The sequence below is a fragment of the Streptomyces sp. NPDC005494 genome (genome assembly GCF_042872025.1).
Taxonomy (GTDB): domain Bacteria; phylum Actinomycetota; class Actinomycetes; order Streptomycetales; family Streptomycetaceae; genus Streptomyces.
Window position 1 is genome coordinate 210,806 of record NZ_JBIAJR010000006.1, and the last position, 16,996, is coordinate 227,801.

At 68.8% G+C, this 16,996-nt stretch carries 19 protein-coding genes; 8 read left to right on the forward strand and 11 right to left on the reverse strand.

Annotated features, from left to right (window positions below; all coding sequences use genetic code 11):
• Window positions 1-7 precede the first annotated feature (7 nt).
• The 3 genes from ACFYQ6_RS19550 to ACFYQ6_RS19560 form a co-directional block, all read right to left on the reverse strand.
• Window positions 8-1,039: an alanine racemase gene (locus ACFYQ6_RS19550; RefSeq protein ID WP_356741943.1), complete on the reverse strand. Its 1,032-nt coding sequence runs from the start codon at window positions 1,037-1,039 to the stop codon at window positions 8-10.
• A 74-nt stretch (window positions 1,040-1,113) separates the two neighbouring features.
• Window positions 1,114-2,232: a peptidoglycan bridge formation glycyltransferase FemA/FemB family protein gene (locus ACFYQ6_RS19555; RefSeq protein ID WP_145807979.1), complete on the reverse strand. Its 1,119-nt coding sequence runs from the start codon at window positions 2,230-2,232 to the stop codon at window positions 1,114-1,116.
• 183 nt (window positions 2,233-2,415) lie between these two features.
• Window positions 2,416-2,763 (reverse strand): hypothetical protein, encoded by a 348-nt coding sequence (locus ACFYQ6_RS19560; RefSeq protein ID WP_361579534.1) that lies wholly within the window; start codon window positions 2,761-2,763, stop codon window positions 2,416-2,418.
• 286 nt (window positions 2,764-3,049) lie between these two features.
• Between ACFYQ6_RS19560 and rpsF the strand changes: the two genes are divergently transcribed.
• The 4 genes from rpsF (at window position 3,050) to rplI (ending at window position 4,768) form a co-directional block, all read left to right on the forward strand.
• Window positions 3,050-3,340 (forward strand): 30S ribosomal protein S6, encoded by a 291-nt coding sequence (gene rpsF, locus ACFYQ6_RS19565; RefSeq protein ID WP_006604399.1) that lies wholly within the window; start codon window positions 3,050-3,052, stop codon window positions 3,338-3,340.
• A 69-nt stretch (window positions 3,341-3,409) separates the two neighbouring features.
• Window positions 3,410-4,024 (forward strand): single-stranded DNA-binding protein, encoded by a 615-nt coding sequence (locus ACFYQ6_RS19570; RefSeq protein WP_361579532.1) that lies wholly within the window; start codon window positions 3,410-3,412, stop codon window positions 4,022-4,024.
• 42 nt (window positions 4,025-4,066) lie between these two features.
• The gene (rpsR, locus tag ACFYQ6_RS19575; RefSeq protein ID WP_003967857.1) at window positions 4,067-4,303 is read left to right on the forward strand and encodes a 30S ribosomal protein S18; all 237 of its coding nucleotides are present in this window, start codon (window positions 4,067-4,069) and stop codon (window positions 4,301-4,303) included.
• Window positions 4,304-4,321: 18 nt separating this feature from the next.
• Window positions 4,322-4,768, forward strand: a complete 447-nt coding sequence (gene rplI / locus ACFYQ6_RS19580) for a 50S ribosomal protein L9 (RefSeq protein WP_014155197.1) — start codon at window positions 4,322-4,324, stop codon at window positions 4,766-4,768.
• A 213-nt stretch (window positions 4,769-4,981) separates the two neighbouring features.
• Here rplI and ACFYQ6_RS19585 read toward each other — a convergent pair whose 3' ends face one another.
• Window positions 4,982-6,319: an MATE family efflux transporter gene (locus ACFYQ6_RS19585; RefSeq protein WP_361579530.1), complete on the reverse strand. Its 1,338-nt coding sequence runs from the start codon at window positions 6,317-6,319 to the stop codon at window positions 4,982-4,984.
• 476 nt (window positions 6,320-6,795) lie between these two features.
• On the opposite strand from ACFYQ6_RS19585, the gene dnaB reads away from it, so the two are divergent.
• Entirely contained in the window at window positions 6,796-8,253 is a 1,458-nt protein-coding gene (gene dnaB, locus ACFYQ6_RS19590; RefSeq protein WP_356742080.1) for a replicative DNA helicase, read from the forward strand.
• Between the two features lie 184 nt (window positions 8,254-8,437).
• Here dnaB and ACFYQ6_RS19595 read toward each other — a convergent pair whose 3' ends face one another.
• Both ACFYQ6_RS19595 and ACFYQ6_RS19600 read right to left on the reverse strand, forming a co-directional pair.
• Entirely contained in the window at window positions 8,438-9,001 is a 564-nt protein-coding gene (locus ACFYQ6_RS19595; RefSeq protein WP_361579528.1) for a dihydrofolate reductase family protein, read from the reverse strand.
• 183 nt (window positions 9,002-9,184) lie between these two features.
• Window positions 9,185-9,901 carry a dienelactone hydrolase family protein gene (locus tag ACFYQ6_RS19600; RefSeq protein WP_361579526.1) on the reverse strand — a complete coding sequence of 239 codons (717 nt, stop codon included), beginning with the start codon at window positions 9,899-9,901 and terminating at the stop codon, window positions 9,185-9,187.
• Window positions 9,902-10,227: 326 nt separating this feature from the next.
• On the opposite strand from ACFYQ6_RS19600, the gene ACFYQ6_RS19605 reads away from it, so the two are divergent.
• Together ACFYQ6_RS19605 and ACFYQ6_RS19610 are read left to right on the forward strand one after the other, a co-directional pair.
• A complete protein-coding gene (locus ACFYQ6_RS19605; RefSeq protein WP_361579524.1) occupies window positions 10,228-10,812 on the forward strand; it encodes a dihydrofolate reductase family protein in 585 nt (194 codons plus the stop codon).
• Between the two features lie 110 nt (window positions 10,813-10,922).
• Window positions 10,923-12,302, forward strand: a complete 1,380-nt coding sequence (locus ACFYQ6_RS19610; RefSeq protein ID WP_388763984.1) for a serine hydrolase domain-containing protein — start codon at window positions 10,923-10,925, stop codon at window positions 12,300-12,302.
• A gap of 78 nt (window positions 12,303-12,380) precedes the next feature.
• Here the strand turns inward: ACFYQ6_RS19610 and ACFYQ6_RS19615 are convergent, their stop codons facing one another.
• The 3 genes from ACFYQ6_RS19615 to ACFYQ6_RS19625 are packed head-to-tail and all read right to left on the reverse strand — an operon-like array spanning window position 12,381 to window position 14,530.
• Window positions 12,381-13,544 (reverse strand): winged helix DNA-binding domain-containing protein, encoded by a 1,164-nt coding sequence (locus ACFYQ6_RS19615; protein WP_361579520.1) that lies wholly within the window; start codon window positions 13,542-13,544, stop codon window positions 12,381-12,383.
• Between the two features lie 46 nt (window positions 13,545-13,590).
• Window positions 13,591-14,043: a GNAT family N-acetyltransferase gene (locus tag ACFYQ6_RS19620; RefSeq protein WP_361579518.1), complete on the reverse strand. Its 453-nt coding sequence runs from the start codon at window positions 14,041-14,043 to the stop codon at window positions 13,591-13,593.
• Window positions 14,044-14,071: 28 nt separating this feature from the next.
• Complete coding sequence (locus ACFYQ6_RS19625; protein WP_356741931.1) at window positions 14,072-14,530, reverse strand: MarR family transcriptional regulator; 459 nt, start codon at window positions 14,528-14,530, stop codon at window positions 14,072-14,074.
• A 139-nt stretch (window positions 14,531-14,669) separates the two neighbouring features.
• Between ACFYQ6_RS19625 and ACFYQ6_RS19630 the strand changes: the two genes are divergently transcribed.
• Window positions 14,670-15,914 carry an MFS transporter gene (locus tag ACFYQ6_RS19630; RefSeq protein ID WP_388763986.1) on the forward strand — a complete coding sequence of 415 codons (1,245 nt, stop codon included), beginning with the start codon at window positions 14,670-14,672 and terminating at the stop codon, window positions 15,912-15,914.
• On the opposite strand, the gene ACFYQ6_RS19635 is transcribed toward ACFYQ6_RS19630, so the two are convergent.
• Window positions 15,814-16,326, reverse strand: coding sequence for a DUF2269 domain-containing protein (locus ACFYQ6_RS19635; RefSeq protein ID WP_388763988.1), 513 nt, complete (start codon window positions 16,324-16,326; stop codon window positions 15,814-15,816). The two genes, ACFYQ6_RS19630 and ACFYQ6_RS19635, sit on opposite strands and share 101 nt — an antisense overlap.
• A 155-nt stretch (window positions 16,327-16,481) precedes the next feature.
• Window positions 16,482-16,961, reverse strand: a complete 480-nt coding sequence (locus ACFYQ6_RS19640; protein WP_361579513.1) for an NUDIX hydrolase — start codon at window positions 16,959-16,961, stop codon at window positions 16,482-16,484.
• Window positions 16,962-16,996: the final 35 nt, after the last annotated feature.

Here is a 16,996-nt window from a genome sequence, read left to right on the forward strand (position 1 = left end):
GGGCCGTCTACCGGTCCACGAGGCGGTCGAACTGGGTGGTCGTGTGGCGCAGATGGGCCACCAGTTCGTCGCCGACCCTCGGCTCCTGCGCGTCCGAGGGCACGAAGAGGATGGACACCTGCATGTGCGGCGGCTCGGCGAACCAGCGCTGCTTGCCCGCCCAGACGAACGGTGACAGGTTGCGGTTGACCGTGGCCAGCCCGGCTCGGGCGACACCCTTGGCACGCGGCATCACGCCGTGCAGGGCCTTGGGGGCCTCCAGGCCGACGCCGTGGGAGGTCCCCCCGGCGACGACCACCAGCCAGCCGTCCGACGCCGCCTTCTGCTGGCGGTAGCCGAACCGGTCCCCCTTGACGACGCGCGTCACGTCGAGCACCGCCCCCCGGTACTCGGTCGCCTCGTGGTCACCGAGCCAGAGCCGTGTGCCGATGCGCGCGCGGAAGCGGGTCTGCGGGAACTGCTGCTGGAGCCTGGCCAGTTCCTCGGCGCGCAGATGGCTGACGAACATCGTGTGCAGCGGCAGCCGGGCGGCACGCAGCCGGTCCATCCACGTGATGACCTCCTCGACCGCGTCCGAACCGTCCGTGCGGTCGAGCGGCAGGTGCAGCGCGAAGCCTTCGAGGCGCACGTCCTCTATGGCGGCGTGCAGCTGGCCCAGCTCCTCCTCCTTCACGCCGTGCCGCTTCATCGAGCTCATGCACTCGATGACCACCCGCGCGCCCACCAGGGCGTGTACGCCGTCCACGGAGGAGACGGAGCGGATGACACGGTCGGGCAGCGGCACCGGCTCCTCGCCCCGGCGGAAGGGCGTGAGCACCAGGAGGTCGCCGCTGAACCAGTCCTTGATGCGGGCTGCCTCGTAGGTGGTCCCGACGGCCAGCGTGTCGGAGCCGAAGCGGATCGCCTCGTCGGCCAGCCGTTCGTGCCCGAAGCCGTATCCGTTGCCCTTGCAGACCGGGACGAGCCCGGGGAACTGGTCGAGCACGGACTTCTGGTGCGCCCGCCAGCGCGCGGTGTCGACGTAGAGGGAGAGCGCCATGGCCGGCCCGGAACCTTTCTGGTGGCTGCGGTGTGAGAGAAGGGGGGAACTGATGGATGGGGGTCGGGACGCGGTCAGCGTCGCGACATGTACATGTCCAGCGCCTTGTGCAGGAGCTTGTTCAGGGGGAAGTCCCACTCGCCGACGTACTCGACGGCTTCCCCGCCGGTGCCGACCTTGAACTGGATCAGACCGAAGAGATGGTCCGTCTCGTCCAGGGAGTCGCTGATCCCGCGGAGGTCGTAGACGGTGGCGCCCATCGCGTACGAGTCGCGGAGCATGCGCCACTGCATGGCGTTGGAGGGGCGGACCTCGCGGCCGATGTTGTCCGACGCTCCGTACGAGTACCAGACGTGCCCCCCGACGACCAGCATCGTGGCGGCCGAGAGGTTCACGCCGTTGTGCCGGGCGAAGTACAGCCGCATGCGGTTGGGGTCCTCGGAGTTGAGCACCGTCCACATGCGCTGGAAGTACGAGAGCGGGCGCGGCCGGAAGTGGTCGCGCACAGCGGTGATCTCGTACAGCCGCTGCCACTCGGCGAGGTCCTCGTAACCGCCCTGGACGACCTCGACGCCGGCCTTGTCGGCCTTCTTGATGTTGCGGCGCCAGAGCTGGTTGAAGCCCTTGAGCACGTCCTCGAGCGAGCGGTTGGCCAGCGGGACCTGGAAGACGTAGCGGGGCTGTACGTCGCCGAATCCGGCGCCGCCGTCCTCGCCCTGCTGCCAGCCCATCTTCCGCAGCCGGTCCGAGACCTCGAAGGCCCGCGGCTCGATGTGGCTGGCCTCGACGTCACGCAGGCGCTTCACGTCGGGGTCCTGGATGCCCGACTTGATGGCGGCCGAGTCCCAGCGGCGGATGACCACGGGCGGGCCCATCTTCACCGAGAAGGCCCCCTGCTGCTTCAGGTGGGCGAGCATCGGCTGGAGCCACTCGTCCAGGTTCGGGGCGTACCAGTTGATGACCGGGCCCTCGGGGAGGTACGCGAGGTACCGCTTGATCTTGGGCAACTGGCGGTAGAGCACCAGTCCGGCGCCGACCATCTCGCCGTTCTTGTCGAACCAGCCGAGGTTCTCCGAACGCCACTCGGTTTTCACGTCAGCCCACGCCGGGACCTGGCAGTGACTGGCCGAGGGCAGATTCTGGATGTAGGCCAGATGCTGTTCTCGGCTGATGGTCCTCAGGGTCAGGCTCATGCGGGGCGCTCCTCGGCAGGTGTGTCCCCATCGGTCAGGGGCTCCGGCTCTCGCGCCGAAGCCTACTGTGACCGACGGGCGCCCGGTCTGGCCCGTCTGGACCGGATCGGGCGCCACTCCCGCGGGACCGCCCCGCTGTGCGCTGCGTGGGGCGGTCGGCCTCGCCTGGTGCGGCTGTGCCGGTCAGGTGACGACGCCGCCGAAAAGGCCGCCGTGCGCCATGCCGAGATAGAAGCCGACCGCGGACGATCCGATCCCCATGATCAGACCGAACCGCTCCCAGGTGGTCCTGGAGATGTACTGCCCGTAGGCACCGGTCAGGATGCCGATCAGCCCGGCCCACGAGCTGATCAGGTGCAGGCTGTGGAACATCGCCGTGACGAACGCGAGGATCCCGAGGACCCCGGTCACCACCATCAGCGTTTCCTGGAGCGGGTGCGGCCTGCCGTCCGTCGCGAAGAGCGAACCGGTGGCCGGACGGGTCGCCCGGCGACGGACGGGGCTGCCGGCAGGTCGGAGTGTCTGTGCCATGGAGCACCTCCTGGCGGGAAGGGCGGTGCAATGTAGCGCCTCTCACACCGCATCTGTCTCGATTGTGCGCCCTGAACACCGGATTTCAACCGGAAGCCTGTCTGCGGGTACTCTGTACGGTCTGCACCGGTGTCTGCCCTGAGCCAGCACTGCGGCCCCCCTCGACTCTCGAAGACGGGCGTTGTCAGTGGCGGCTGTTTTACTCGGAGACACTGATGCTCACGCATCACGACCCTCCTGCCACGGAACGACCGTGGCCGCTGAGTCCAAAGGAGGTGGGTTCCACATGCGTCACTACGAGGTGATGGTCATCCTCGACCCCGATCTCGAGGAGCGAGCAGTCTCCCCGCTGATCGAGAACTTCCTTTCCGTCGTCCGTGAGGGCAACGGAAAGGTCGAGAAGGTCGACACCTGGGGCCGTCGTCGTCTCTCTTACGAGATCAAGAAGAAGCCTGAGGGCATCTACTCGGTCATCGACCTGCAGGCCGAGCCTGCGGTCGTCAAGGAGCTCGACCGACAGATGAACCTGAACGAGTCGGTCCTCCGGACCAAGGTCCTCCGTCCCGAGACCCACTGAGCATCTAGCTCAGCGGTCATCGGGTTCGAGTAGCAAGCAGCCAGAAGCAATCCCGCCGAGAGGTTCACCATGGCAGGCGAGACCGTCATCACGGTCGTCGGCAATCTCGTCGACGACCCCGAGCTGCGCTTCACCCCGTCCGGTGCGGCGGTCGCGAAGTTCCGTGTCGCGTCCACTCCCCGCATCTTCGACCGGCAGACCAACGAGTGGAAGGACGGCGAAGGCCTGTTCCTCACCTGCTCGGTCTGGCGTCAGGCGGCGGAGAACGTCGCGGAGTCGCTCCAGCGAGGCATGCGCGTCGTCGTGCAGGGCCGGCTGAAGCAGCGGTCCTACGAGGACCGTGAGGGTGTCAAGCGCACGGTCTACGAGCTGGACGTCGAGGAAGTCGGCCCCAGCCTGAAGAACGCCACGGCCAAGGTCACCAAGACCACCGGTCGCGGTGGCCAGGGCGGCGGCCAGGGTGGATACGGCGGCGGCCAGCAGGGCGGCGGCAACTGGGGCGGCGGTCCCGGTGGCGGCGCCCAGCAGGGCGGCGGCGGTGCTCCCGCTGACGACCCGTGGGCCACCGGCGCTCCGGCCGGCGGCCAGAGCGGGGGCCAGCAGGGCGGCGGGGGTGGCTGGGGCGGAAGCTCCGGCGGCTCCGGCGGTTCCGGCGGCGGCTACTCGGACGAGCCTCCCTTCTAGGGCTGCTCGTACCCCACTTCTTGATCACACAGGAGAAACACCATGGCGAAGCCGCCTGTGCGCAAGCCTAAGAAGAAGGTCTGCGCTTTCTGCAAGGACAAGACCCAGTACGTGGACTACAAGGACACGAACATGCTGCGGAAGTTCATTTCCGACCGCGGCAAGATCCGTGCCCGCCGCGTCACCGGCAACTGCACGCAGCACCAGCGTGACGTCGCCACGGCAGTCAAGAACAGCCGTGAGATGGCGCTGCTGCCCTACACGTCCACCGCGCGATAAGGGAAGGGTGACCGAATCATGAAGATCATCCTCACCCACGAGGTCACTGGCCTCGGTGCCGCCGGCGACGTCGTGGACGTCAAGGACGGGTACGCCCGTAACTACCTGGTTCCGCGTGGCTTCGCCATCCGTTGGACCAAGGGTGGCGAGAAGGACGTGGCGCAGATCCGCCGCGCCCGCAAGATCCACGAGATCGCGACGATCGAGCAGGCCAACGAGATCAAGGCCAAGCTCGAGGCCGTCAAGGTTCGTCTGGCTGTTCGCTCCGGCGACGCCGGCCGTCTCTTCGGCTCCGTCACCCCGGCCGACATCGCCTCGGCGATCAAGTCTGCCGGTGGTCCGGACGTCGACAAGCGTCGCGTCGAGCTCGGTTCGCCGATCAAGACGCTCGGTGGGCACCAGGTGTCCGTCCGTCTGCACCCCGAGGTTGCCGCGAAGCTCGGTATCGAGGTCGTTGCTGCCTAAGGGCACAGCTCAGCAGAGCTAGGTGAAGGGCCGCACCCCCTGGGTGCGGCCCTTCGTCGTGCTGCTCGCCGTTGTGTTCGTTGGGTCGTCGACGTGCGGCGATGGTCTTCGCGCCTGAAGGCGCCCTGTTTCACGTGAAACGAGGTGCAGGGTGCGTGGGCGGCTCCTGAGACCGGCCATCGAAGTCGGCCGTCGAAGGCGCGGAAGGGGCGCTCAGCGGGAGGCGCCGGTCACGATCCAGCGTCCTGACCGCATGCGCAGCCAGAGCGTCAGCAGGCGGACCACCATCATGAGGGCCATCGCCCACCACAGTGCGGTGAGGCCTCCTCCGAGGCTGGGGATGAGCAGAGCGACCGGGGCGAAGACCGCCAGAGTCAGGATCATGGCCCACGCGAGGTAGCGGCCGTCACCTGCTCCCATCAGCACCCCGTCCAGGACGAAGACCACCCCGGCGACGGGCTGGGAAAGAGCCACCACGAGCAGGGCGGGCAGCAAGGTGGCCCGTACGGAGGCGTCGGCGGTGAACAGCGGGATGAACAGAGGTCTGGCGAGCACGATCAGCAGCCCGAGGACCACGCCGGAGGCGATGCCCCACTGGACCATGCGGCGACATGCCTCTCGCGCCCCCTTGGCGTCGTCCGCACCCAGGTAGCGGCCGATGATGGCCTGTCCCGCGATGGCGATCGCGTCCAAGGCGAAGGCGGCGAGGCTCCAGAGCGACAGGATGATCTGGTGAGCGGCGATGTCCGTGTCACCGAGCCGAGCGGCGACGGCGGTGGCGATCATGAGCACAGCGCGGAGCGAGAGCGTACGGATGAGCAGAGGGGCGCCTGCCTGGGCGCTGGCCCTGATACCCGCGACGTCGGGACGCAGTGAGGCTCCGTGCCGGCGCGCCCCGCGCACCACGACGATCAGATAGGCAATGGCCATGCCTGCCTGGGCGATGACCGTGCCCCATGCGGAGCCGGCGATCCCCAGCCCGGCGCCGTAGACGAGTACGGCGTTGAGAGCTCCGTTGGCGGCGAACCCGCCGATGGCGACGTACAGCGGTGTACGTGTGTCCTGAAGTCCACGCAGGACCCCGGTCGCCGCCAGCACCACGAGCATCGCCGGAATGCCGAAACTGGAGATCCGTAGATAGGTGATGGCGTACGGGGCCGCGGTGTCGGACGCGCCGAAGACCTCGACCAGCCAGGGAGCCAGGGGAAGCGTGGCCGCGACGACGACGGCGCCGATCAGGAGCGCGAGCCAGATGCCGTCCATGCCCTGACGGATGGCGGACGCCAGATCTCCCGCGCCGACACGGCGGGCGACGGCGGCCGTCGTGGCGTAGGCGAGGAACACGAAGATGCTCACCGCGGTGGTCAGCAGGGCTGCCGCCACCCCGAGGCCGGCCAGTTGTGGAGTGCCCAGGTGGCCGATGATGGCGCTGTCCACGATGACGAAGAGCGGCTCCGCCACGAGCGCGCCGAATGCCGGGACGGCGAGTGCGATGATCTCGCGGTCGTGTCGTCGGCGGGAGGGCGGCTGCGCTGCGGAGGCCTTGGTCATGGGGGTCAATCTAATCTTCCACAGGTAAGAGATGCAATGCGCTCGTGGTCCTTACTTCTCCCTGGGTTTCAGGTTCGGCCGGTGGTCGGTTCCGGTGATCTTGTGCCGGGGGCAAAAGTTTTTCTCCCCCACAGCCGGTGGACGGAGAAAGGCCAGGTCAAAGCGGTCAAGCCTGGCCGCGTATGAGTTTGTCCACAGTGCTGTCCCCCGGTCCGTGCACAGGATCCGACGGGTTCTCCACAGCATCTGGTCCGTCGTCCACATGCCCTGTGGATAACCAGATTGGCTGACGGTGGAGACCGGCCTACCGTGGTGCGGCGCCCGCACTCCGTTCCGGCTTGGAAACCAGCAGAACTTGACGCGCCGGAACCGGAGTCGGGCGTCTTGTTTGTCGGTGCCGTGCCGTAAGAAAGAGTGGCACGGCTAGGTCCGCGAAGCGGACGGGAGGAGGTGGCCCGGTGAGCATTCCCGAGCCTTTGGACGATCCCTGGGCCGATGTCGGTCCCAGTGACCGTCTGCCCGTCTCCCGTCAGCGCCGCGGGGAGGGCAAGGGGCGCGACGAGCAGCACGAGCGAGGCCGGGAGAGCGGCTGGGACGGCGGGTCGTCGGGCTTCGAGCGGGTGCCTCCGCAGGATCTCGACGCCGAGCAGTCCGTCCTCGGCGGCATGCTGCTCTCCAAGGACGCCATCGCCGACGTCGTGGAGATCATCAAGGGCCACGACTTCTACCGTCCGGCACACGAGACGGTCTACACGGCGATCCTCGACCTGTACGCCAAGGGGGAGCCCGCCGACCCGATCACCGTGGCGGCCGAGCTGGTCAAGCGCGGCGAGATCACCAAGGTCGGCGGGGCGCCGTACCTGCACACGCTGGTGCAGTCGGTGCCTACCGCGGCCAACGCCTCGTACTACGCCGAGATCGTCCATGAGCGGGCCGTCCTGCGGCGCCTCGTGGAAGCCGGCACGAAGATCACCCAGATGGGATACGCGGCCGACGGCGACGTCGACGAGATCGTGAACTCGGCGCAGGCCGAGATCTACGCCGTCACCGAGCAGCGCACCAGCGAGGACTACCTGCCGCTCGGCGACATCATGGAGGGCGCTCTCGACGAGATCGAGGCCATCGGTTCCCGCAGCGGTGAGATGACCGGTGTGCCGACCGGCTTCACCGACCTCGACGCCCTGACGAACGGCCTGCACCCCGGCCAGATGATCGTCATCGCGGCCCGTCCCGCCATGGGTAAGTCGACCCTCGCCCTGGACTTCGCCCGCGCGTGCTCGATCAAGAGCAACCTCCCGAGCGTGATCTTCTCCCTGGAAATGGGGCGCAACGAGATCGCGATGCGCCTCCTGTCCGCCGAGGCCCGGGTCGCCCTGCACCACATGCGCTCCGGCACGATGACCGACGAGGACTGGACGAGGCTCGCCCGTCGCATGCCGGACGTGTCGGCCGCGCCGCTCTACATCGACGACTCGCCGAACCTCTCCATGATGGAGATCAGGGCGAAATGCCGACGCCTCAAGCAGCGCAACGAACTCAAGCTGGTGGTCATCGACTATCTGCAGCTGATGCAGTCGGGTGGGGCCAAGAGGGCCGAGAGCCGTCAGCAGGAGGTCTCGGACATGTCGCGAAACCTCAAGCTGCTCGCCAAGGAGCTGGAGCTTCCCGTCATCGCCCTCTCGCAGCTGAACCGTGGTCCCGAACAGCGCACGGACAAGAAGCCGATGGTCTCCGACCTCCGCGAGTCCGGTTCCATCGAGCAGGACGCCGACATGGTGATCCTGCTGCACCGGGAGGACGCGTACGAGAAGGAGTCCCCCCGCGCGGGCGAGGCGGACCTGATCGTGGCCAAGCACCGTAACGGCCCGACGGCGACGATCACGGTGGCGTTCCAGGGCCACTATTCCCGCTTCGTGGACATGGCCCAGACCTGAGTGTTCCCTGCGGGGTCTCGGATTGCGTGGCCGGATCTCACGGCCGACGGCCGAGCGATGGCATGTCCGCCACGAATCCGAGACCGGCAGGTCAAGCCGTTCGTTCGTAGAGGTGATCGGGCCGTGATGCCGGTGCCCGGCATCCGCCGGTCCGCTCAGGTGGACCGGATCTGCGGGAAGTCGCTCAGCGCCTTGTCTCGTATCTGGTCAGGACCACGCCGTCGGGAAACGTCCGCGTCTCCACCAGATTCAGGTTCACCCAGCTGTCCAGCACGGTGAAGAACGGCGTGCCGCCGCCCACCAGGACCGGCGCGGTGGCCAGCACGTACTCGTCGATCAGCCCGGCCCGCATGGCCGCCGCGGCGAGCGTCGCGCCGCCGATGTCCATCGGGCCGCCGTCCTCGGCCTTGAGCCGGGTGATCTCGGCGACCGCGTCTCCGGGGACCAGGCGGGTGTTCCAGTCGGTCCTGTCGATCGATGAGGAGAACACCACTTTCGACATGTCCCGCCAGCGGCGCGCGAACTCGATCTCCGCCGGGGTGGCGCCGGGCTGCTGGTCACCGGTCGGCCAGTACGAGCTCATCGTCAGCCACAGCTTGCGCCCGTACAGCGTCAGGTCGGTCGCCCGCAGCTGGTCGGACCAGTACTGGAACAGCTCGTCGCTCGGCACGCTCCAGCCGATGTCGTCGCCGGGGGCGGCGATGTAGCCGTCCAGGCTCAAGTTCATGCCGTAGGTCAGTTTCCGCATGACGCCAGCCTTCCGTGAGTGGGTCTCACGCGTACAGACCGACACGGCGCGGGAAACTCATCGGAGGACCTCGTCGGAGATCGGCATGTCGTCGGCGGCGAGACCCCCTGTGCCCGCGGCTCTCGGAAGCCGTGTGGCCCCCGGGCGGCCGTGCCGGGGCGACAGGGACCCAGGCACCTCCGCTCACGGCATGCATTCCGCGAGCAGGCCGACGACGTCGTTCCAGGCCCGCCGAGCGTGCTGCGGGTGGTGGCCGACGCCCGGGAGCACGGTCTGGTCGACCGGCGGGTGGTGGAAGGCGTGCAGGGCGCCGCCGTAGACCACGAGGCGCCAGTCGACGCCTGCGGCCTGCATCTCGGCGGCGAACGCGTCCCGTTGTTCCGCCGGCATGATCGGGTCCTCCGATCCGACCCCGGCCCACACAGGGCAGCGGATGCGTGCGGCATCGCCTGGAGGGCCCGTCGTCAGTGCGTTGACCGTCGCGATGGCACGCAGGTCGACCCCGTCGCGCCCGAGTTCCAGGGCGATCGCGCCCCCGGTGCCGTAGCCGACAGCGGCGATGTTGCGGGGATCCGTCCGCGGTTCGGCACGCAGCACGTCCAGCGCCGCGTGGCCGATGTTCCGCATCCTGTGGGGATCGGCCAGGAGCGGGTTCACACGGGCCAGCATCTCCTGGGGGTCGGTGAACCAGTGCCCGCCGTGGATGTCGAAGGCCAGGGCCACATAGCCCAGTTCGGCAAGGGCGTCCGCGCGTCGGCGCTGGAAGTCGTTCAGACCTGGACCCTCGGGCCCGATCAGTACGCCCGGCCGTCGAGCGGTACCGGCCGGGAGCGCCAGATGTCCGATCATCGTCATGCCGTCGGCCGGATACTCGACCGTGCGTGTCGTCACCGTAGTCATGGTCCGGACGTTAGTGAGGACGAGGGCCGGTCGGGGCGGACTTGTCCGTCAGCAGAAACGGGGGCGAGCCCGGCAGAAACGGGAACGGGGGCACCACGCTCTCCTGGGCGGCCTCCCCGGAACGCCTCCTGGCTGCACGCGTGCCTTCCCGGTCGCCATGAACCGGCGGGCGAGCGACCCAACCGGGGTACCCCCGCGCCGACTTCGAGGACACCGGCGGAGGCTTGCGCGATCACTGTGGCTGAAGCAGTGTGAGCGCGGTTATCGTGCCGGAACCCGCGGTGTGGTCCGTTCACGGCCGACAAGCCTTTTACGAACGGGGATCCATGCGCAAGCTCACGTACTTCGTCGCCTGCTCGATCGACGGCTTCATCGGGGATCCGGCCGGTGACGCCTCCTCGATGATGTCCTACGTCACCGAGGAGTTCCTGGAGTTCCTGAAGTCGGAGTATCCCGAGACGATCGCGGTGCAGGGGCGCGAGATCCTGGGAGTCGGTGACGCCAGGAACCAGCGTTTCGACACCGTGGTCCAGGGGAGGGCCAGCTATCAACTGGCCCTGGACGCGGGCATCACCAGTCCGTACGGCCAGATGCGGGAGCTGGTTGCCTCGCGGTCACTCGGTGAGTCCCCCGATCCGAATGTGGAGATCATCTCCGAGGACCTGGTCGGCCGGATCAGGAAGCTCAAGGCGGAGGAGAGCGGCCAGGACATCTGGCTCTGCGGAGGCTCCCGGCTGGCCGGTGAGCTGATCGACGAGGTCGACGAACTCGTCGTCAAGACCTATCCGCAGGTGTACGGAGCGGGCATGCCGATGTTCGGGACGGAGTTCGCGGCCATCGACTTCACTCTGGAGAGTGTGCGCACCTTCGACAACGGCGTGCTGGTCAGGACGTACAGCCGTATCCGCTGAGCCCGGACACCGTGTCCTGCCGGGCATGGGGCGCGGCTGATGCCGACAGGGGCCGGCGGCGCCCGGTAAATGGGTTCGTCACGCGGTGAGGGCCCGGGTCATCCTTGGGCATGACCTCATCCGATGCACTGCTTTCCAGTACCCGCCGAGCCCTGCTGCACCGCATCGCCAGGGCGCAGGCCGAAGGCCGGACCCCGTCCCTCGCCGCCGCCGTCCAGCGCGAGGGGCGGGTCGCCTGGAGTGGTGCGCGGAGCTGCGTGGACGGCCATGAGCCCGACGGCGACACGCAGTACAGGATCGGCTCCATCACCAAGACGTTCACCGCGGTTCTGGTGATGCGTCTGCGCGACGAGGGGCTGCTCGATCTGGACGACCAGCTGGAGAAGCATCTGCCCGGTACGGGGGCCGGGCAGGCGACCATCTTCCAACTGCTGGGACACAGCGCAGGTCTGGCGGCCGAGACGCCGTCCCCCTGGTGGGAGCGGACGCCGGGGAGCACCCGCCCCGAGCTGGCCGATGTGCTCGGTGAGAGGCCGGTGGTCCACCCGGCGGGGCACGGGCACCATTACTCGAATCCCGGCTACACCCTGCTCGGTTCGCTCGTCGAGGAACTGCGCGGTGCGACGTGGGCGGAAGTGCTGCGCCGCGAGATCCTGGAACCGCTGGGCATGGATCGTACGGCTCCGCACGCGTCGGCTCCGCACGCGGGAGGATGGGCGGTCCACCCATGGGCGGATGTCATGCTGCCCGAGCCGGCCGAGGACCTGGGGCTGATGGCGCCCGCAGGGCAGCTCTGGTCGACCACCACTGATCTTCTCCGGTTCGCCTCTTTCCTGGCGCGGGGTGATGAACGCGTGCTGAGTGCGTCCTCGGTCGAGGAGATGCGTGCCCCCGCCGCCCCGCCCGAGGCCGGCGACTGGACAGGAGCCTATGGGCTCGGCCTCCAGTCGGTACGGCGGCAGAGTCGCACACTCATCGGCCACTCGGGATCGCTGCCGGGCTTCCTCGCCACCCTGTGGTTCAGCGTCGAGGACGACGTGGCTGCCGTGGTGCTCTCCAACGCCACCTCGGGTCCGCTCACGGGGACGGTCGCGGGGGACCTCGTGGAGATCGTCGCCGAGGCGGAGCCGAGGATCCCGGAACCCTGGCGCCCCATGCCCGAGGTCGACGAGGAGCTGCTGGCGCTGACCGGTCCCTGGTACTGGGGGACCTATGCGTACGGCCTGAAGCTGCTGGCGAACCGCGGCCTGGAGCTCCTCCCGTTGCGAGGCCCCGGCCGGTCTGCACGCTTCAGGGCGTGCCCGGACGGGACGTGGACGGGCCTCAACGGTTACTACGCGGGAGAGACGCTCCGGGCCGTGAGAGCCGACGACGGCTCGGTGGACCACCTCGATCTGGGTTCGTTCGTCTTCACCCGGGAGCCGTACGACCGGAGCGCCGCTGTCCCCGGCGGTGTGGACGACGGTGGTTGGCGAGGTCTTCCCGTCTGAGCGCGCCGGTCCGCCGTTTCACGTGAAACGGCGGACCGGCCGGGCCGGGCGTGGGCCCTTTCGCTCCACGAGGACGGCTCAGGCCGTCAGCTCGCGCTCCAGAGGCGTACGGAAGCGGGGAGTGACCCGGGCTTCGCCCACCCATGCCGACAGTCGGGAGGCCTCCGCCTCGATGAGCTCTGCGGCCTCCCTGCCCACATCGGAGAGCAGCCGCCAGACCGGCTCGCCGTCTGCCCGCTGAGCCCAGCCGCCGACGATCTCGCCGTTCCACCAGACCGTGGGCCCGATGTTGCCGGCGCGGTCGAAGAGCGCGGGACGGTGGGCGGCGGGCAGGTGAAACCCGCGGTCCGCCCATCCCATCGCGCTCGGGTCCAGGCCGGGCAGCAGAGCAGCCCAGGGCTCGGGGGTGGGCTCCGCGTCGTGGTCGCCCGGGGCCACCCAACCGGACGCTCCGCTGTCGAGCAGAACCTCTTCGGCACCGCAGGCGGCCAGAGCCGCACGCGTCTGGCGGATGCCCCAGCCCGTCCACCACTTGAGGTCGGCCTCCGTCGCGGGGCCGTACGAGCGGAGCCAGCGGCCGGCGACGTCGGCCCGTGCCCGGTCGGGGTCGGCGGTGGGCCAGGGCTCGGAGGCCGTCCAGCGGAACTGGCTGGAGGTCCAGGAGCCGCGTGGCCGGTCCCGCCGGATGCGCCCGTCGGCGGCCAGAACCCGGATCACACGGGAGGCCACGCCCTGCACCGTCTCCTGCTTGGTGCCGGGGAAGGCGGTGATCTTCGTCCGCAGCGCCGGTACGGCGGCTGAGAGCTCGCTTCCCGTGGCCTGGCCGAGGGAGGCCAGAGCGGCCACGGTGTCCCGCTCGGTGTCGGCGAGCCACCGTTCGTCCAGCCCTTGCCCGTCCTCTCGGAGATGCTTGAGGAGCCGGCGGCGCTCGTCGGCTGCCACGGAACGGGCGTTGGACGCGTCGACGGCGGGCGCTACCTCCGTGGACATGGTGAAGAGGGTGTTCCGCATGGACAGCAGCCGCACCAGGGAGACGTCCTCGTAGAGCGCCCGCTCCACCGCCGCGACCGAGGGATCGGCCAGCCTCGCGCACGCGGAGAGGTACACGGTGGCGGCATCGGTCGCGTGCAGGGCCACCACGGCGTCGGCCACCGTGACCACGGAGGCCGCCCGCACGGAGGGAGCCAGCAGATGGCGTCGGCCGAGCCTGGCCCGGCGCTGTTCGTCGTCGATGCGCTGCACGTGCTTCCTTCCGCAGTGCTGAGAGCCGCCGCCCGGAGGCACAGGGTCAGAGTGCGAGTTTGAACCCCACATGGCTCGGGGTGAACCCGAGCCGCTCGTAGAAGCGGTGGGCGTCGGTGCGGCTCGCGTCCGACGTCAGCTGCGCCAGCTGGCAGCCTTGGCGCCGGGACTCGTCCACCGCCCACTGGATGAGCTGGGTACCGAGGCCGCTGCTCCGTTCATCGGCGTGGACGCGGACGCCCTCGATGACCGACCGGGTCGCGCCTCGCCTGGACAGCCCGGGCACGATCGTGAGCTGGAGGGTCCCCACGACGCGCGTCTCGCGCACCGCCACCACCAGGTGCTGGTTGGGATCGCCGGCCAGCCGCCGGAAGGCGGCGTCGTACGGGGCGAGGTCGTCCAGGGACTCACGCTGTGCACCGAGGGGGTCGTCGGCGAGCATGGCCACGATGGCCGGGATGTCGGTGAGTGCCGCGGGGCGTATGTCGAGATCGTTCATGATCGGCAGACTACGCAAACCGTCCGGTTCAGGCGGGGACCTTGAGTGCCTCGACCGTACGGACCAGAGGGGCGAGCTCCGGATTCTCGGCGGCCTCGTCCAGTGCCGCGCGCAGCGCGGTGTCGTTGGTCGGCCTGGCCTGGCTCAGCAACTCGAGCCCCGCTTCGGTGACGTCCGTGTAGATGCCTCGCCGGTCCGTGTCGCACAGATACCGGGTGAGCAGGCCCCGGTCCTCGAGTCGTGTGACCAGCCGGGTGGTGGCGCTCTGGCTCAGCACCACGGCGTCCGCGACCTGCTTCATCTGCAGGTGGCCGCCCGTGCCGCTGTGCTGGCGGCTCAGGACGTCGAGCAGCGAGAACTCGCGAGCGCTGAGGTCGTGGTGAGACTGCAGCGCCCGTTCGATGCGGGCCTCGATCTTGCCGTGGAGCAGGGAGAGGGCGCACCAGCTCTGGGCGAGGGCCGTCAGTGCGGGATCGGTCGCTGTCATGGGTCTCTCCTCCGGGCGGGAGCTGCTTGCCTCCAGGATAGGGCACGTACGCAATAGCCCGCGTTTGCAATTATCAGGCGTCTGCAATTATTGTGGACGCTCGTAAGGTGCACGCGCAATCTTCAGGGAAGGTGAACCCATGCCGCTCGCGCTCCTCGCCCTCGCCATCGGGGCATTCGGTATCGGAACCACCGAGTTCGTGATCATGGGGTTGCTCCCTGATGTCGCGGCGGACTTCCAGGTCTCGATCCCGACCGCAGGGTTCCTGGTGACCGGCTACGCGCTCGGCGTCGTACTCGGCGCTCCGCTCATGACGTTCCTGGGCACCCGGGTGACCCGCAAACGCATGCTGATGGTCCTGATGGGCCTCTTCATCGTCGGCAACATGGTCTCCGCACTTGCCCCGGTGTTCGGGGTCATGCTCGCCGGCCGGGTCATCGCCTCACTCGCCCACGGAGCCTTCTTCGGCATCGGTTCGGTCGTGGCCGCGGACCTGGTCGCCCCGGCGAAGAAGGCCGGTGCCATCGCCATGATGTTCACCGGGCTCACTGTCGCCAACGTCGTCGGAGTCCCCTTGGGGACGTACGTCGGCCAGAACTTCGGCTGGCGCATCACATTTCTCGTCGTCGCCGCACTCGGCGTACTGGGGCTCCTCGGTGTGGCGAAGCTTATTCCCGAGCAGCCCAAGCCCGAAGGCGTGCGCATCCGCCACGAACTGGCCGCATTCCGGAACGTCCAGGTGCTGCTCGCCATGGCGATGACCGTGCTGGGCTTCGGTGGCGTCTTCGCGGCGATCACCTACATCACGCCGATGATGACGGAGACCGCCGGCTACGCGACGTCTTCCGTCACCTGGCTGCTGGTGCTCTTCGGGCTCGGCATGGTCGGCGGGAACCTGCTCGGAGGGAAGTTCGCCGACCGTCATCTGATGCCGATGCTCTATGTGTCGCTCGGTGCGCTTGCCACGGTCCTGGCCCTGTTCACCCTGACCGCACACAACAAGGTCACCGCCGCGATCACCATCGTCCTCATCGGAGGACTGGGTTTCGCGACCGTGCCCCCGCTCCAGAAGCGTGTACTCGACCAGGCCGCGGGCGCGCCCACCCTGGCGTCGGCAGTCAACATCGGGGCCTTCAACCTCGGCAACGCGCTCTCCGCCTGGCTCGGCGGGATCGTCATCGCGGCAGGTCTCGGATACACCGCGCCCAACTGGGTCGGCGCGGCTCTGGCTGCCTCGGCACTGCTTCTGGCGCTGCTCTCCGGTGCGCTCGAGCGCCGCACGGTCACCCCAGGCCGGCTGGTCGCGACACACTCTCCCGAGCCGGCCGCAGCCGTCGGCCCCGGCGAGTCGGTCCCCACGGCTTCAGCACCGATATCGCGGTGACGAAGAGATAGGTGGCCGTGGCCACCGAGGGCGCGATGACGAGGTCGATGTCAGCAGCGCCCCGGGCCGCGGCCTCGTCGATCGCCGGGCGTAGGGCGAAGACCGACAGGCCCGCTGTGATCAGCGTCAGCCAGAACTTCGCCCAGACCCACCGGTGCCTGGCCAGGCCCCACGAGGTGCCGAGCGCCAGGGCCAGGCCGCTGACCAGGGACAGAAGAGCGACCGGCACGACGAGCCAGTCGCTGAAGACCTTCATGGCACGGGTGGCTGCCTCGGCCGTAGCGGCGTCGTGGGTGAGGAACGCGGTGAGGCCCAGAGCGAGCAGCCCCACAGCGAGGCCCAGCCAGCCCACGGAGATGGCCACATGGGCGACGAGGATGCTTCGGCGAGCCGGACGCTTGAGTGGTTTCACGTGAAACACAGTGGCAAGCACGCAGCGCCAGGTCATCTGACAGCGGGAGTATCCGCGTCTACCGGCCCGGGCGTACACGCAGTGCCGGGCTACCGGGCTCGGCCCGCCCCGGGTGCTGGGTCGCGGGCATCAGCCCGCGGGTCGGGTACCGGGTATCAGCCCAGGTCCGGTGCGTGCATCGCTCGCACGCCCTCGATGTTGCCGTCCAGGTAGTGCCGCAGGGACAGTGGCACGAGATGGACGGCCGCGATACCGACGCGGCTGAAGGGCACGCGCACGACCTCGTACTCCCCACAGGGTTCGTCGATCTCCGGGCCGTGCCGGAGCGACAGGTCCATGGACGCCAGTCGGCAGACGAAAAAGTGCTGCACCTTCACGCCGGTGACGCCGTCACCCGCGATGTGTTCGACGGTGTCGACGAAGCAGGGAACGACGTCGACGACCTTTGCGCCGAGTTCCTCGTCGAGCTCGCGGTGCAGCGCTTCGACGACGGTGGCGTCCTCCGGCTCGACGCCGCCACCGGGCGTGAGCCAGTACGGGTCTACTCCTGGCTTTGTCCGTTTGATGAGGATGAGGTCGTCGCCGTCGAGCAGGACGGCCCGTGCTGTGCGCTTGACCACTGGACGTTCGGTCATGGCAAGAGAGTGGCCCAGGAAACCCGGTCTGAAAC

Coding starts and splice junctions, on each gene's coding strand:
- ACFYQ6_RS19625 (WP_356741931.1), bottom strand. CDS start 14,530: ATGACAGCGACCGATCCCGCACTGACGGCCCTCGCCCAGAGCTGGTGC.
- ACFYQ6_RS19585 (WP_361579530.1), bottom strand. CDS start 6,319: ATGACCAAGGCCTCCGCAGCGCAGCCGCCCTCCCGCCGACGACACGAC.
- ACFYQ6_RS19640 (WP_361579513.1), bottom strand. CDS start 16,961: ATGACCGAACGTCCAGTGGTCAAGCGCACAGCACGGGCCGTCCTGCTC.
- ACFYQ6_RS19595 (WP_361579528.1), bottom strand. CDS start 9,001: ATGCGGAAACTGACCTACGGCATGAACTTGAGCCTGGACGGCTACATC.
- ACFYQ6_RS19600 (WP_361579526.1), bottom strand. CDS start 9,901: ATGACTACGGTGACGACACGCACGGTCGAGTATCCGGCCGACGGCATG.
- rplI (WP_014155197.1), top strand. CDS start 4,322: ATGAAGATCATCCTCACCCACGAGGTCACTGGCCTCGGTGCCGCCGGC.
- ACFYQ6_RS19550 (WP_356741943.1), bottom strand. CDS start 1,039: ATGGCGCTCTCCCTCTACGTCGACACCGCGCGCTGGCGGGCGCACCAG.
- rpsF (WP_006604399.1), top strand. CDS start 3,050: ATGCGTCACTACGAGGTGATGGTCATCCTCGACCCCGATCTCGAGGAG.
- ACFYQ6_RS19610 (WP_388763984.1), top strand. CDS start 10,923: ATGACCTCATCCGATGCACTGCTTTCCAGTACCCGCCGAGCCCTGCTG.
- ACFYQ6_RS19620 (WP_361579518.1), bottom strand. CDS start 14,043: ATGAACGATCTCGACATACGCCCCGCGGCACTCACCGACATCCCGGCC.
- rpsR (WP_003967857.1), top strand. CDS start 4,067: ATGGCGAAGCCGCCTGTGCGCAAGCCTAAGAAGAAGGTCTGCGCTTTC.
- ACFYQ6_RS19555 (WP_145807979.1), bottom strand. CDS start 2,232: ATGAGCCTGACCCTGAGGACCATCAGCCGAGAACAGCATCTGGCCTAC.
- ACFYQ6_RS19560 (WP_361579534.1), bottom strand. CDS start 2,763: ATGGCACAGACACTCCGACCTGCCGGCAGCCCCGTCCGTCGCCGGGCG.
- ACFYQ6_RS19630 (WP_388763986.1), top strand. CDS start 14,670: ATGCCGCTCGCGCTCCTCGCCCTCGCCATCGGGGCATTCGGTATCGGA.
- ACFYQ6_RS19570 (WP_361579532.1), top strand. CDS start 3,410: ATGGCAGGCGAGACCGTCATCACGGTCGTCGGCAATCTCGTCGACGAC.
- ACFYQ6_RS19605 (WP_361579524.1), top strand. CDS start 10,228: ATGCGCAAGCTCACGTACTTCGTCGCCTGCTCGATCGACGGCTTCATC.